Here is a 13573-nt window from a genome sequence, read left to right on the forward strand (position 1 = left end):
ACCAGGAGGCATGTCTCCTGTGGTTGAACCAGGTCTGACTGCTCGTGCCGGGTAAGTGACCCTCCCGCTGTTGACCGATCTTGATCTGTCGATCACATTCCCATTGATCCACTTTATGTCTGTCTTAGACGCGTAAGGCCCCGATCTACCGGGGTCTGCGTCAGCGTGCCCTGAAGGGGACCGTCCAAGAGAACGACGATGTAATCACCATCGTCACCGCAGTCACCGGAATCTGGGGTATCGCAAAGGCCGCGGTGCGCGGTATAGCTTCAGCCGTGGGGAAGACAGCCGTCGGAAAGACAGCAGGGCCGCTTCCCGAGACGGATGGCAAATGGTTCCCCGATCGAAGCTTCCGCGGGATAAGCATGGTAATCCAAAACCTGAGTCCAGCTACCCTCACTCGGAACTAGAATGGAAGAAGGGTAAACGCGACAAGTACCTCAGGCCTGAGAGTTTGACGATAATGGCGAGGTCATGTGTGACTACGACTTCACCGATCATGGGCGGCCAGACGTTCCGGGTAACGAGAATCCACACCAGCATCGATACACGGAGAATCCGACGGGCGGTAACAAGCGGCGCGGACCAGCAGAACCCTGGGGATGGTGGACATGTCCATTGTCGTGATACCCATGCGCAAATTATCTGGAGGTATGGTGGAGCTCACCCAAATCCTCAACGCACTCCCCGAAAATGTGTGGGCATGGAGCATACTGGAACTTGGGGGGACCGGCACTGCGCCCCAAGGAATGACCATGCAGGCTTTCGAAGACACTGTCTCATCCTCCGAAGCCGGATATCTGTTGAGTTGGCGCGAGCTGGTAAACATCGCCTCCGATCTGGAGCAAGTTCACGACTGCCGCATCGCTGCCGCCAAATGCCCACACTCCTCCTCGTCTCAAAATGGCGAATGGGATTCCAGCCCAGAACTTCTCGTGATGATAAAAGGTTGTGACAGCGTTCCCGTACTAGATCCACCTGTACAATGAGGAATACGTGATATATCTAACCTTCAAGGTTCCGAGCGCCGAGTCGCCCTGGCGTAAGACCTGGGATAGCGTCAACCAAGTCGATCCGGGGGAACTCAACGAGATAGACATCCGCTACAAATACTTTGGCGCAAATGTTCACCTGCTTATCGATGACGTTGAAGTGGTATCGAAAAAGAGATTTGTGACGCTCGTGGATTTTGCGCTGTCCATCTCTCATGCTGTGAAGCGTCTCTCGTCAGGAGAAGACGCAGCGATCGGCTTTACAGAAAGTGAGGAAGTAATTCGACTGCATAGTGACGATAGTCTCGTCGCCATAAGTTCATCAAAGCATTCATGGGAGGTCTCCGTTGATCGCGAAGAGTTCATAGTAGTGCTTACTGATTTCCTGCGCCAGGTTCATTCTCGCCTTATGGCAGAATTCCCTTGGTTGGCCGCTGATCCGGTAATTCAGCGGTTCTCCGTGAGATGACATGAAAGCGTTAGTGTCACTCGACGGGGCGGCAGCGCTGACCTGCGGCAGGTGTGGCGCAGATCCCCTGCCCTCGTGATCGGCGGGTACGGCGCACCCGCTGGTGGTGATGCTCGGTCTGGTTCAGGCGACCTGATTTGCGTTCGCGGCCGCAAGTACCCTTAGGCTCGAGAGTTTGGCGATAATGGCGAGGTCATGTGTGACTACGACTTCACCGATCATGGGTGGCCAGACGTTCCGGGTCATGAGAACCCACACCAGCATCGATACACGGAGAATCCGTCGGGCGGTAACAAGCGCGGACCAGCAGAACCCTGGGGATGGTGACTTGTTCACTGTCGTGATACCCATGCACAAATCATCTGGAGGTATGGTAGAGCTCGCCCAAATCCTCAACGCACTCCCCGAGAATGCATGGGCATGGAGCATACTGGAACTCTGGGGGACCGGCACTGCGCCCCAATGAATGACCATGCAGGCTTTCGAAGACACTGTCTCATCCTCCGAAGCCGGATATCTGTTGAGTTGGCGCGAGCTGGTAAACATCGCCTCCGATCTGGAGCAAGTTTACGACTGTCGCATCGCTGCCGCCAAATGCCCACACTCCCTCTCGTCTCAAAATGCCGAATGGGATTCCAATCCAGAACTTCTCGCGGTGATAAAAGGTTTGGATAGCACCGAATGGAGTGTCAGGATCAATGACCATCTCGATGATGTCGAGGAGGTGAAGGAGCGCCTTGCTTCACTGGCGTGAAGCCGCGCCTTGGGTTGGCGCCTGTCGAGAAATCCATGGATGCCGGCTGGGTACACATATGGTGCGCAGACCAAGTGCCGCAGAAGGGGCAGTCGCTCAAACTGCGGGTGGAGCTACGAAGCGTCAGCAGACGACGCGTCGCATGCACGTCGTCGCGCGCTTCCAGGCATCGCACGAGGTCCTACTCTCGTAGGTACGCGCCATGACCACCTAGTGCGAGACGGGGTTCTGTAGAACCGTCGGCTCAGCCTACGCAAGTTCGAGCCTTGCACCCTGCCACACCAGCAACTCACGTTGTGTCCGATTGTTCATGGTCATCAACGGCGGGCTACGGCCATCCGCGGCCAATACGAGACCAAGTTTTGCGGCGGTGTTGTGCTCTTGTCTCCCGTGGGCGCCGGTTACTGACGGCGTGGTGTCGCACCCAAGGGGGGCGGCATTTTGAGACGAAGACCGGAGCGGATTCGGCATGTCGTGTACGGCAGCACGCCCGCTCGCGAGGCCAGGCTGGAAAGCGGCCCGGACCACTCCGCTCCACGGAGGGCACCGGACAGGTTGTTCAGGCCGGATGTGGCTTGAGGACATCTGCACTCATTTGGGCTGGTCGAGCCTCCCGAGGAAATCCATATCCCGTTCAGCGAGTGGAAAAGTGGTCACAATGGAACCGACCGTAAAAGAGATACGCTTTCCTGATATGAGAAAAGAAGTGGAAGGTGCCGTCCGGGCATTGGCTGATCTCGAATATCAGCAGGCTGTATGGATAAGGCGGGAAGATCCCCACTCTCAATATTACGACGACTTCGATCTTAACATCCACATACTCTATGACGATACTGCCGTACTCGAAGATCCGTATGCAGCTATTGGCCAGCTACTTACTTCTAGGTGAGAAGCTGACGCGCTGAAGGGGCTGGCCAAAGCCTTGAATGCACTTTTCGATGCGGAAGGAATTGGGTTGAGCGACATGGAATATGTTGCATCCTCTCGCTGGGGCGCGGTAGTCGAGGCTGCGCGACAAGCGCATGAGACTATGAAGAGATCTGATGCAAATCCTCGCTGATGCGGGGGATATTGTGTGTGGTTGTATGGCTTATCTCGCCAGCCCGTTCGTGATGTGGAGCCACAGCGTTTGGGCTTCGCGCATGGTCGTCCAGTTGCTTTCCGTGACCTCCGGCGTGCCGCTGCTGCGGTCGGTGCGGCGCACGAAGAACAGGCCGCCGGCCTCGCACAGCTCGTGGACCACCGCCAGGCATTCGCAGGTGTGGGAGCGGACCCGCACCCGGGCGGCCCGGGGGAGCGAGGCGGACCAGGAAACCCGTAGGCACCGCGCAGAGGCGGCGACCGGATGGAGGCCGTGGAAGGGGGCGAGCTCACTCATCGACCCACCGCCGAACGGCGCCGGTGAGCGAACCGCCACGCCGAACCGCCGGCAGCACCACCGCCCCGCCGGTGGATGACGGTGCTGCGCGTCGAGCCCACCCGGAAGGGCTCGCTCGCTTCACTCACCGACGCCATGCCACCACGGTAAGCCCACCTGTCTTAACCTGTCTACACCATTTCTAGGAATTGCTGTTCTATGTTCGCACGTAGCGCCCTACCTAGAGTCGTCTTGTGATCGATTGGGACCCCAGGCTCTACAAGTGGGAGCAGATAGCGAACGTCGTAGCCGAGCGCATCAAGGACGGCACCTACCCGCCCCTCACGCTCATCTCCGAAGTGAAGCTCCAGGAGGAGTTCGACGTCGCCAGGGTCACCGTCCGCAAGGCCATGGAAGCCCTCAGAGCTCAAGGCCTGATCACCACCAAGCCCGGCAAGGGCTCGATCGTCACCCCGCCCGGTGACCAGGACGCGTAGACCCGACTTGTAGGGTCGACCCATGCCCGATGCGATCACGGTCGGCCCCGCGGAACCCGGTGACGGGGACATCCTCGGCGAGATCCACGCCCTGTCCTGGGGTGTCTCGCACGGCCCGTTCTGCACGCCGAAGGTCGCCGCGGCCGGCATCGAGGAACGGCGCACCAAGTGGCACGGCATTCTGGCCGAGGTGGCGGTGGGTCTGCTGCCGCGCCGCTTCCGGTGCTCGGGCCTGGCGGCCCTGCGCTCCGGGTCGGCTTGCCACCGGTCACGCGGGTTGCTGTGTGTCTGCTGTACAGCAGGGAAGTACCAGCAACGCCGCCTCACGCAGCCTGATCGTCCCGTACGGCGTCACACGGTCAAGCAGCAGCGCCGGTTCTCGACCACGGCCCTCCGCTTGACTCGTAATCAAGGGCTCATCAGCGCCCGTGTCGATTCCTTGGTAGCCAGTCGGCGTGAGCAGCCTTGAGCCGATCCCGTTCGTCAGCGTTGGCCATGATGACGTCGGCGCCGCCGTCGTAGGGATGGTAGGCGCGGCGTAAGTAGGTGTCCATGATGATGACCCCGTTGCATAGGTCGTCGGCGACCGCTCGTAACAGGGGGTCCGCGATGCCTGGTTTCCACTGTTGCCGGCCGACGTGCACGTGCATGGTGCAGCCGGGGTCGAGGTCGTCGTTCTCTCGCACCTTGGTCCATGGGCGCGAGCCGGGGTTGAGCGCGTGCGCGTCGAAGGGCGCTAGGTCGGTGATTCCTTCGTCCATGACGTAGGTGACCGTGGTGACGTACACCTCCTGGCCGGCGAACATCTCGGTCAGGACGGTGTTGTAGCGGTGGAGCACTGTCCGATACTCGGCCTCTGTCTCCGCGTAGCGCTTGGAGTTCGGCAAGCTGTGGAAGCGCACCCAACAGTCGGGGTCAGAACGCAGCTCATGTCCGATGGGCGGACAGTCCGGCCAGTGGGATCGCCACAGGGCCGACAGTTCGGGTAAGGCTGGATCTGGTAGTTCGTGCGCGGTCATGCGACCAGGGTAGGCGCGTGAGGCGTGTCCCACGATCTTGCTAACGCGGCTGCTAACAACGGTCTTGGATGATCACGGACGCTCGTGGACTGGCCACCCGTCACAGCGGTGTACGAGCTGGGCCAGCAGAAGATTGTGGACGCCTGTGGACGATCTCGTTCTCACTCGTAATCAGGTGCTCAGGACAGGGACGGTTGCGAAGCCGTTGGCGAGATCAGCTATGGAGGAGACTGCCACTGCGTCGGGGGGATAGGCGAGGTGCTTGCGGGGGCCATGCTTCTTAACGACTCCCAGCGAGCGGATCCCGGCGCTTTTGGCCACGAGTCTCGACTGCGGGCTCAGGGTGACCAGGGCGCAATCGGCGGGCTTGGCGTCGAGCGCTTGCGCGGCCTCCCTGAGGAGGGTCTCGCCGGTCCGGTCGCCGGCGGGCAGCGGGAAGAGGCTCTCGCGGCCGACGATCGCTCCGACGAACTGCCGGAGGCCGTGCAGGTCCAGGTAGGTCTCCATCGCGTCAGCGGAGGTGTCGCCGACCACCGCGACGCCTCTGCCGCTGGTGTGACAGGCGTGCAGCGCCTCGCGCACTCCGGGTACGGGCACGGCCGTGCGCACCGCCGCGACCTCGACGTCGCGCACGAGCCGGGCCGCTTCGGTGCCGATGTCGCGGTTGACGTTCTGGGCGTACCACATCATGGCGATCGGGTCTGGATTGAGCGCGATGAGGAGTGACATCCGGTGGCCCGCGGCGAAGAGCCGGTCGTGGATCTCCCCGGCGACCGGTTGCGGGTCCATGTGGTGAAGGAGGCCGCAGATCGCGTCGTCGAAGACGAAGAGGGCGGCACGGGTCTGCTCCAGGACGCGGGCGACATGGGGTCGTGTCGTCCTGACTGCCAACGGACTCCTCGCCGAGGTATGTATACGTCGTCGGCGGACGCGATGCACCGGATCGGGTCCGGCCGCCTGCGTACTGGAAGGTATCGCAAGCACTCCGGCGATACCTTCCGGACAGGGCACAACGAGGGCACACGAGAGTGCGAGTCTCCCGGAGACGTCGAGAGACAGCGAGATGCCGAACCGCAGGTCAGAGGCCATCCAGCCGCATCGCCCCAGGTCTCAGCCGCCCGAGCGTGAGAAGTGCTGGTAGTCCTTGGTGCCGGACCAGTAGCCGCCCCATTCCCAGCCGACCGAGGCGAAGGCGCGGACCACCTTGTCGCCCGGGTTGATGACGCCCTTGCCGCGCATGGGCCGCTTGGTGAACTTCTTGGCGTTCTGGTGGGCGGTGCCGCCGTCGGCCCTGACGTAGGGGTTCTCGCGGGGGTTGATGTCGACGGCCTCGCCGTAGGCGTGGTTGGACCAGTTGGTCGAGCCGGTCGCCGGGCGGCAGTTGAAGGCGGAGGTGTTGTCGGCGTCGATGGAGTCGAAGTCGTCGCCCTTGTAGACGTCGACCAGTTCCATGCGCTTGATCGGGTAGCGCATGTCGTACAGCTTCTTGAAGGCCGTGACGATGTCGTCGGTGACGGTCTTGCGTACGACGAGTTCGCCGGTGTGCGGGCGGTCGTCGAAGCCCCAGTACGTCATCGTGACCAGGCGCAGGTCGCGGTGGTGGACCGGGCAGCCGGGGCGCCAGGAGTAGGGCAGGCGGTCGCGGGCGATGCCGGTGACCTTCGCGGTGAAGGCGGGCGGTCCGGTACGCGTCGGGGTCGGGGTGGGGGTGGGGGAGGCGGCGGCCGTGGTGGTGGCGGCGGGCTCGGAGGGTGTCGCGGGCGCGGGAGCGGGCGCGGACGAGGAGGCGGCCGGGGGCTGGGTGGCGCACGCGAAGGAGGCGAGTGCGACGAACGCCATCGTGGCGGCGCTCCGCGTGGTGGCGGCACACTTCATCTGACCACCATATGCGACGTCGTGCCAGGTCAGGGTGTACGGGAGGCGGTGGGTGGCGCGATGGGGCCGTGGGTTTCGTCAGGGCGAGGCGGTGGGTGGCGTGATGGGGGCTGTGGTGCTGTGTCGCGTCGGTTGCTTCGGGGTGAGGCGGCGGCAGGCGTGCCGCCGCCTCACCGGTCGGGCTCAGGTCGCCTTGGCGTACTCCGCGGCGCCGCCCGCGAAGTCGAACACCACGCACGATTCGTCCCCGACGACCCACGCGTCGTGGCCCGGTGGGGCCACGAAGACCTCGCCCGGGCCGATCTCCGCCTCCGAGCCGTCGTTCATCCGGATGCAGAGCCGGCCCTTGATCACGAACCCGTTGTGGTGGACCTCGCACGATTCCGTGCCGGCGATCGGTTTCACCGACTCCGACCACCGCCACCCCGGCTCGAACGTGGCCGTGCCGAAGGTCAGGCCCGTCAGGTTGCAGACGTCGAGATGCCCCATCGGGAAGTCGCGGCGCTCGTCGGGCTTGTCGATGCTCTTGACCTCGATCATGACGTCCCCCTCATCATGTCGACCCCCTTGTCCTCTTCAGTCTCGCACCGGGAGCCGTGACCGGTACACCTGCCTGGCCCGCTCGTACAGGGTCAGGTGGTCGGCGTACTGTTCCTTGGCCTCGAACCGGCCGGCCTCCGCGACCACCTCCTCCAGCCGGTCGAGCCAGCTCAGGCACCAGCGCACGTCCGCCTCCCTCGCCACGTGCCCGCCCGCCACGTCCAGGTAGACGGGGCTGGTGTGCGCGTACGCGCCGCCCCGGTGCTGGGCGCGCGGGTGCGGGCCGCCGGAGGCGACGGCGACCACGTACGTGGGCTCGCGCGCACCGAGCGTCGCCGTGAGCCGTCCGGGCGGTCCCTCGGCCAGCACGCCGTCGGCGGTGCGGATCTCCAGCCGTTCCACTTCCGGCCCTACCGACCGGACCTCGACCTCCACCCGGTCTCCGGGCGCGAGGTTCAGCGTGTCGCCGGGCTCGTGGCCGTTCACGGTGAGCTGCAGCCACGGCCCGGTGGTCGCGAACGTGCGGCCGAGCAGGACCGCCTCCATGTACGACTCGGCGGTGAGCGGCCCGCCGACGTGCGCGTACACCCGGGCCCAGCCGGGCGGCGCGGAGGCGGTGCCGCGCCGGCAGAAGGACAGGACGGCGTCGGTGCCGGCAGTGACGGCGAGCCGGTTGCCGGCCCCGATCAGGTGGCGGTAGACGGCCGCCGTCCCGAGGATCGACGAGTGGTTCAGCACGTCGAGGGTGTCGATCAGGCCGAGTGCCGCGTCGGCGACGATCTCCCGTGCCGAGCAGTTGCGGCCACGGCTGAGTACGGCGTCGGGCGGGTCGTCGTCGGTGATCGGCCGGTGGAACGGGTGGCCGTAGCCGGTCATCGCGCCGAGGGCGCGCAGCTCCTCCAGCGCGGTCGCGTTCGGCGGCCAGTCGGCGTCGCCGGCGAAACCGGAGTGGTAGCGCTCCGGCAGGCCGCGCAGCCCGAACGCGGAGACGTGCCCGACGAGGTCGTTGCGGTACTCGACCCCGATCCTGGCCACGTGCTCGCTGTCGGACCAGGGCAGGTCGCGGCCCGCCCAGTGGGTGAGCGCCTCCAGGTCGTAGACGCGCTCGGTCGCCACGTTGCCCGCAACGAGGCCGAGCACGTGCAGGTCCTCGCCGTGCTGGGCGGCGGCGGCCAGCGGGGGAGCGGCGGGTTCCTCGCCCATCCAGTTGAGGTGGACGTGCAGGTCGCCGCCGTACCAGCCGTGCGACGCGGCGTCGTACAGCCGTTCCGGCGTCAGCTCGACCAGCGTCTCCTCGCCCGCGGCGGGGGTGAGCGAGAGGTCGGACTCGGTGTACTCCATGCCGCGGGTGACGGTCACGGTGACCGGCTCGGCGGGCACCGCGACGACGACGTCGTCGCCGTGGAAGTACGGCCGCAGGTGCCCGTCCACCTTGGGCGGGGCCGCCTCGGGGTACCAGCCCTGCCCGTCGGCGCCGGTCACGCTCCACCGGCAGGGGAGCCCGGCCCGCAACCGCAGCGTGGCCGCCGGCGCCCGCCTGGCCAGCGGCGTCAGGTCCACCGGCCGCCCGCCGACCAGGACCTCATGTGCCACCTCGACCACCTTGGCGCCGTGCGGCCCGATCTGGTGCGCGGCGCCGTCCACGGTCACCGTGACCGGCTCGGCGCGGCTGGAGTCGAGCAGCAACGCCGTACGGAACGGCGCGTCGCCGAGCACGACCCGGGGGCGGGCCTCCAGCGTCACGCCCTCGGGGGTGAGCCGCAACGCCGGCAGGTGGCCGAGCACGTCGCCGCCCAGCGCGTCGCGGATCAGCCGGTCGACGTCCACCTCCCCCATGCGGTCGTCCAGCTCGGCCGGGGACGCGTCGGGGTGGCGTTCGGCGAGCTGCCGCATGCCGGTGTTCCAGTAGTCGTAGCGGCGGTCGAGGAAGACGGTCCCGCGGGCCTGGACGACGTAGCTCAGCGGCGCCTCGCCCCAGGTGGTCCCGTGTCTGTCGCGCAGGTCGAGGTACTCGGTGACGGCGCGGGCCACGGGCTCGGGAAGCAGCGGATCATCGCACATGCGTCACTCCCTGATGTCGGACATGTCGCCAGAGTGACACGAATTCGGAGAGGTGTCCGCAAAATCGGTCGGCTGAGAGGTGATGTCCTGCCGCTTTTGGGGTGAGTTGGGGGATTGTGCGCCTGCTGCCGGAATACGCTGAGATGGTCACTGGCCCTAGGAGGCAGCCATGGCCATGTTCATGGACGTTCACCGCGGCATGGTGGGCATCACCGCCGAACAGCTCCACGAGGCGCACAACGCCGATCTCGCGATCCAGGCGGAGGAGGGTGTGACCTTCGAGCGGGCCTGGGCCGATCCGGAGGGCGGCGTCGTCTACTGCCTGTCGGAGGCGCCGAGCGCCGAGGCGGTCAAACGGATCCACGAGCGGGCCGGCCATCCGGCCGACGAGATCCATCCCGTCGCGTTCACCGCCTGACCGCCTGACCGCCTGACCGGCGGATCGGGGGATCGGCGGATCGGCGGATCGGGGGACCGGCGATCGCCCGCGTGCCGCCGGGTGGTTCGCCGTGGGTCTGTCCGCGTCGCGAGTGTCGTGGTGCCGGGCGGTGCGCCGTAGGGCTGCCCGGCCCTGCGATGCTCGCGACCTCGCTTTCGCGGGCGTAGGCGGCGTACGGCGAATAATCACCCCAAGTCGCCCCAAACCAGTCTTGACATCCGCACCCCTCACCCTCAGTCTGTTGCGTATAGCGCTAGACGTTGCTCTTTGTGAAACCGGGGTGTGACGATGATCCCAGCGTGCCCTCTCGCGTCCCTGCCACGCGGCGAGGCTCTCCGTCTCGACGTCGATCCGCCCATCGCCGTCTTCCACACCGACGACGGCGACCTCTACGCCATCGACGACACCTGCACCCACCAGGACGCCTCCCTGGCGGACGGATGGCTAGAGGGCTGCGAGGTCGAGTGCCCGCTGCACGCCTCCCGGTTCGACCTGCGCACCGGGCAGGTGGACGCGCCGCCCGCCAAGCGGCCCGTCCGCACGCACCGGGTTGTCGTCGAGGACGAGGTCGTCTACGTCGTCCCGTCGGACGCGCCGCCGAACCTGCCGCCCGGCGTCACCCTGAAGGGGCAGGCGTGAGGACCGTCTGCGTGGTCGGCGCCTCCCTGGCCGGCCTGCTCACCGCGCGCGCCCTGCGCAACCAGGGCTTCGCGGGGCGGATCGTCGTCGTCGGGGAGGAGCCGCACCGGCCCTACGACCGGCCGCCCCTGTCCAAGGACTTCCTCAAGGGCGTGATCGGCGAGGCCGACCTGGCGCTGGAGGCCGAGGGCGAGGAGCCGGACATCGAGTGGCGCCTCGGCGTCGCCGCCACCGGGCTGGACGCGCCCGCCCGGCGGATCACGCTGGCCGACGGCACCACGCTGGCCGCCGACGGCATCGTCATCGCCACGGGCGCCGCCGCCCGCCGCCTGCCGGGCACCGGCGGGCTGGCGGGCGTGCACACGCTGCGCACGCTCGACGACGCCCGCGCGCTCCGCGCCGACCTGGAGCACGCCAGGAGGCTCGTCGTCATCGGCGGCGGCTTCATCGGCGCCGAGGTCGCCGCCACCGCCCGCGAGCTGGGCCGGGACGTCACGCTCGTCGAGTCCGGGCCGGCGCCGCTGGCCGGTGTGCTCGGCGCCGAGATGGCCCGCACGCTGGCCGGCCTGCACGAGGGGCGCGGCGTCCGGCTGATCACCGGCGCGCAGGTGACCGAGGTGACCGGCGTCGGCAGGGCCGACGGCGTACGGCTGACAGGCGGCGCCCACCTGCCCGCGGACGTCGTCGTCGCCGGCATCGGCGCGACCCCCTGCACCGGCTGGCTGGCCGGTAGCGGCGTCGCCCTGGGCGACGGAGTGCTGTGCGGCGGAGTGCTGTGCGACGAGGGCGGCGGCACCAGCGCGCCCGGGATCGTCGCCGTCGGCGACTGCGCCGCCTGGTACGACCCGGTCCTCGGCCGCCATCACCGCGTCGAGCACTGGACCGGCGCCCGGCAGCGGGCCACGGTCGCCGCCGCCACGCTGCTGTCCGGCGGCACCGCCCGCCCGGAGCCGCCCCGCCCGCCGTACTTCTGGTCCGACCAGTACGACGTGAAGCTGCAGTTCATCGGGCACGCGGGGGACGCCGACACGGTCACCGTGGAGGAGGGCGACCCCGCGGCCCACAGCTTCCTGGCCGTCTACCGGCAGGGCGAGCGGCCCGTGGCGGTGCTGGGCGTCAACCAGGTCCGGCTGTTCACCCGCTGGCGCCGCCACCTGGAGACCGCGCCGGCCCACACCGGCTGAAGACAGGAGTGAAACCGCATGGTTCATGAAGTACGCGGCGTCGTCGCCACGGGCAAGGGCAAGCCGGTCGGTCTGGAGACGGTCCTGGTGCCGGATCCGGGGCCGGGCGAGGCGCTGGTCAAGGTCCAGGCGTGCGGCGTCTGCCACACCGACCTGCACTACCGCGAGGGCGGCATCGGCGACGACTTCCCGTTCCTGCTCGGCCACGAGGCCGCCGGGGTGGTCGAGGCGGTCGGCCCGGACGTCACCGAGGTCGGGCCGGGCGACTTCGTGGTGCTCAACTGGCGGGCGGTGTGCGGGTCCTGCCGCGCCTGCCTGCGGGGCCGCCCGCAGTACTGTTTCGCCACCCACAACGCCACGCAGAAGATGACGCTCGCGGACGGCACGCCGCTCAGCCCCGCGCTGGGCATCGGCGCGTTCGCCGAGAAGACGCTGGTGGCGGCGGGCCAGTGCACCAAGGTGGACCCGGCGGCCGCACCGGCCGCCGTCGGGCTGCTCGGCTGCGGGGTGATGGCCGGGCTGGGCGCGGCCGTCAACACCGGCGCGGTCGGCCGCGGCGACTCGGTCGCGGTGATCGGCTGCGGCGGCGTCGGCGACGCCGCGGTCGCCGGGGCGCGGCTGGCCGGCGCGACCACGATCATCGCGGTGGACGTGGACGACCGGAAGCTGGAGTGGGCGCGCGGCTTCGGCGCGACGCACACGGTGAACTCCCGCGAGAGCGACCCGGTGGAGGCGATCCGGGAGCTCACCGGCGGGTTCGGCGCGGACGTGGTCATCGAGGCGGTGGGCCGGCCGGAGACGTACCGGCAGGCGTTCTACGCCCGCGACCTGGCGGGCACGGTCGTGCTGGTCGGCGTGCCGACGCCGGAGATGACGCTGGAGCTGCCGCTGCTCGACGTGTTCGGCCGGGGCGGCGCGCTGAAGTCGTCCTGGTACGGCGACTGCCTGCCGAGCCGCGACTTTCCCATGCTCGTCTCGCTCTACCTGCAGGGCCGGCTCGACCTCGACGCGTTCGTCACCGAGACGATCAGCCTGGACGACGTCGAGGAGGCGTTCGCCAGGATGCACCGCGGCGAGGTGCTGCGGTCGGTGGTGGTGCTCTGATGGAGGTCGACAAGGTCGTCACCTCGGGGACGTTCAGCCTGGACGGCGGGACGTGGGAGGTGGACAACAACGTCTGGCTGCTCGGCGACGACGACGAGGTGCTGGTCATCGACGCCGCGCACGACGCCGAGCGGATCGAGGACGCCGTGGCGGGGCGCCGGGTCGTCGGCATCGCGTGCACGCACGCGCACGACGACCACGTGAACGCCGCGCCCGGCCTGGCCGCCCGCACCGGCGCGCCCGTGCTGCTGCACCCGGCCGACGAGGTGCTGTGGAAGCTGGCGCACCCCTCCGCCGTCCCCGGCGGGGAGCTGGCGGACGGCCAGGTCCTGCGGGTCGGCGGCACGGCCGTGCAGGTGCTGCACACGCCCGGCCACGCGCCGGGCGCCGTCTGCCTGTACGTGCCCGAACTGGGTGTGCTCTTCTCCGGCGACACCCTCTTCCGGGGCGGGCCGGGCGCCACGGGCAGGTCCCACAGCGACTTCCCCACGATCATCGCGTCGATCAGCCGGCGCCTGCTCACGCTGCCCGCCGAGACGGTGGTGCACACCGGGCACGGCGACGACACCGGCATCGGAGCCGAGGCTCCGCACCTAGAGGACTGGATCCGCCGCGGACACTGACCCGGCCCCTCACGAAGGAG

General features: G+C 67.6%; 17 protein-coding genes. 11 read left to right on the forward strand and 6 right to left on the reverse strand.

What is annotated here, in order from left to right:
• The first annotated feature begins 611 nt into the window (after positions 1-611).
• The 4 genes from ACGF0J_RS10900 (at position 612) to ACGF0J_RS10915 (ending at position 3104) form a co-directional block, all read left to right on the forward strand.
• Positions 612-989 (forward strand): hypothetical protein, encoded by a 378-nt coding sequence (locus tag ACGF0J_RS10900; protein WP_393144306.1) that lies wholly within the window; start codon positions 612-614, stop codon positions 987-989.
• Between the two features lie 7 nt (positions 990-996).
• Positions 997-1461 carry a hypothetical protein gene (locus tag ACGF0J_RS10905; protein ID WP_393144309.1) on the forward strand — a complete coding sequence of 155 codons (465 nt, stop codon included), beginning with the start codon at positions 997-999 and terminating at the stop codon, positions 1459-1461.
• A gap of 472 nt (positions 1462-1933) precedes the next feature.
• Entirely contained in the window at positions 1934-2215 is a 282-nt protein-coding gene (locus ACGF0J_RS10910; protein ID WP_393144311.1) for a hypothetical protein, read from the forward strand.
• A gap of 658 nt (positions 2216-2873) precedes the next feature.
• The gene (locus ACGF0J_RS10915) at positions 2874-3104 is read left to right on the forward strand and encodes a hypothetical protein (protein WP_393144313.1); all 231 of its coding nucleotides are present in this window, start codon (positions 2874-2876) and stop codon (positions 3102-3104) included.
• Between the two features lie 201 nt (positions 3105-3305).
• Here the strand turns inward: ACGF0J_RS10915 and ACGF0J_RS10920 are convergent, their stop codons facing one another.
• Positions 3306-3593 carry a hypothetical protein gene (locus tag ACGF0J_RS10920; RefSeq protein WP_393144315.1) on the reverse strand — a complete coding sequence of 96 codons (288 nt, stop codon included), beginning with the start codon at positions 3591-3593 and terminating at the stop codon, positions 3306-3308.
• A gap of 233 nt (positions 3594-3826) precedes the next feature.
• Here ACGF0J_RS10920 and ACGF0J_RS10925 point away from each other — a divergent pair, with 233 nt between their 5' ends.
• Together ACGF0J_RS10925 and ACGF0J_RS10930 are read left to right on the forward strand one after the other, a co-directional pair.
• The gene (locus tag ACGF0J_RS10925) at positions 3827-4069 is read left to right on the forward strand and encodes a GntR family transcriptional regulator (protein WP_393144317.1); all 243 of its coding nucleotides are present in this window, start codon (positions 3827-3829) and stop codon (positions 4067-4069) included.
• 22 nt (positions 4070-4091) lie between these two features.
• Entirely contained in the window at positions 4092-4538 is a 447-nt protein-coding gene (locus tag ACGF0J_RS10930) for a hypothetical protein (protein WP_393144319.1), read from the forward strand.
• Here the strand turns inward: ACGF0J_RS10930 and ACGF0J_RS10935 are convergent.
• The 5 genes from ACGF0J_RS10935 to ACGF0J_RS10955 form a co-directional block, all read right to left on the reverse strand.
• Complete coding sequence (locus ACGF0J_RS10935; RefSeq protein ID WP_393144321.1) at positions 4489-4956, reverse strand: hypothetical protein; 468 nt, start codon at positions 4954-4956, stop codon at positions 4489-4491. The genes ACGF0J_RS10930 and ACGF0J_RS10935 overlap by 50 nt on opposite strands.
• Positions 4957-5259: 303 nt before the next feature.
• Positions 5260-5979, reverse strand: coding sequence for an HAD family hydrolase (locus ACGF0J_RS10940; RefSeq protein ID WP_393144323.1), 720 nt, complete (start codon positions 5977-5979; stop codon positions 5260-5262).
• 219 nt (positions 5980-6198) lie between these two features.
• Positions 6199-6963 (reverse strand): M15 family metallopeptidase, encoded by a 765-nt coding sequence (locus ACGF0J_RS10945; protein WP_393144325.1) that lies wholly within the window; start codon positions 6961-6963, stop codon positions 6199-6201.
• A 183-nt stretch (positions 6964-7146) separates the two neighbouring features.
• Positions 7147-7503, reverse strand: coding sequence for a cupin domain-containing protein (locus ACGF0J_RS10950; protein ID WP_393144327.1), 357 nt, complete (start codon positions 7501-7503; stop codon positions 7147-7149).
• Positions 7504-7539: 36 nt separating this feature from the next.
• The gene (locus tag ACGF0J_RS10955) at positions 7540-9564 is read right to left on the reverse strand and encodes a CehA/McbA family metallohydrolase (RefSeq protein ID WP_393144329.1); all 2025 of its coding nucleotides are present in this window, start codon (positions 9562-9564) and stop codon (positions 7540-7542) included.
• 169 nt (positions 9565-9733) lie between these two features.
• Here ACGF0J_RS10955 and ACGF0J_RS10960 point away from each other — a divergent pair, with 169 nt between their 5' ends.
• The 5 genes from ACGF0J_RS10960 to ACGF0J_RS10980 all read left to right on the forward strand — a co-directional run bounded on the left by ACGF0J_RS10960 (position 9734) and on the right by ACGF0J_RS10980 (position 13553).
• The gene (locus ACGF0J_RS10960; protein WP_393144331.1) at positions 9734-9982 is read left to right on the forward strand and encodes an SCO4226 family nickel-binding protein; all 249 of its coding nucleotides are present in this window, start codon (positions 9734-9736) and stop codon (positions 9980-9982) included.
• Positions 9983-10291: 309 nt separating this feature from the next.
• The gene (locus tag ACGF0J_RS10965) at positions 10292-10642 is read left to right on the forward strand and encodes a bifunctional 3-phenylpropionate/cinnamic acid dioxygenase ferredoxin subunit (protein WP_393144333.1); all 351 of its coding nucleotides are present in this window, start codon (positions 10292-10294) and stop codon (positions 10640-10642) included.
• The gene (locus ACGF0J_RS10970) at positions 10639-11826 is read left to right on the forward strand and encodes an NAD(P)/FAD-dependent oxidoreductase (protein ID WP_393144335.1); all 1188 of its coding nucleotides are present in this window, start codon (positions 10639-10641) and stop codon (positions 11824-11826) included. Before ACGF0J_RS10965 ends, ACGF0J_RS10970 begins: the two co-directional genes overlap by 4 nt.
• 18 nt (positions 11827-11844) lie before the next feature.
• Entirely contained in the window at positions 11845-12930 is a 1086-nt protein-coding gene (locus tag ACGF0J_RS10975; RefSeq protein ID WP_393144337.1) for an S-(hydroxymethyl)mycothiol dehydrogenase, read from the forward strand.
• Entirely contained in the window at positions 12930-13553 is a 624-nt protein-coding gene (locus ACGF0J_RS10980) for an MBL fold metallo-hydrolase (protein ID WP_393144339.1), read from the forward strand. Before ACGF0J_RS10975 ends, ACGF0J_RS10980 begins: the two co-directional genes overlap by 1 nt.
• Positions 13554-13573 lie beyond the last annotated feature (20 nt).

Source organism: Nonomuraea sp. NPDC047897 (assembly GCF_043204415.1).
Classification (GTDB): domain Bacteria; phylum Actinomycetota; class Actinomycetes; order Streptosporangiales; family Streptosporangiaceae; genus Nonomuraea.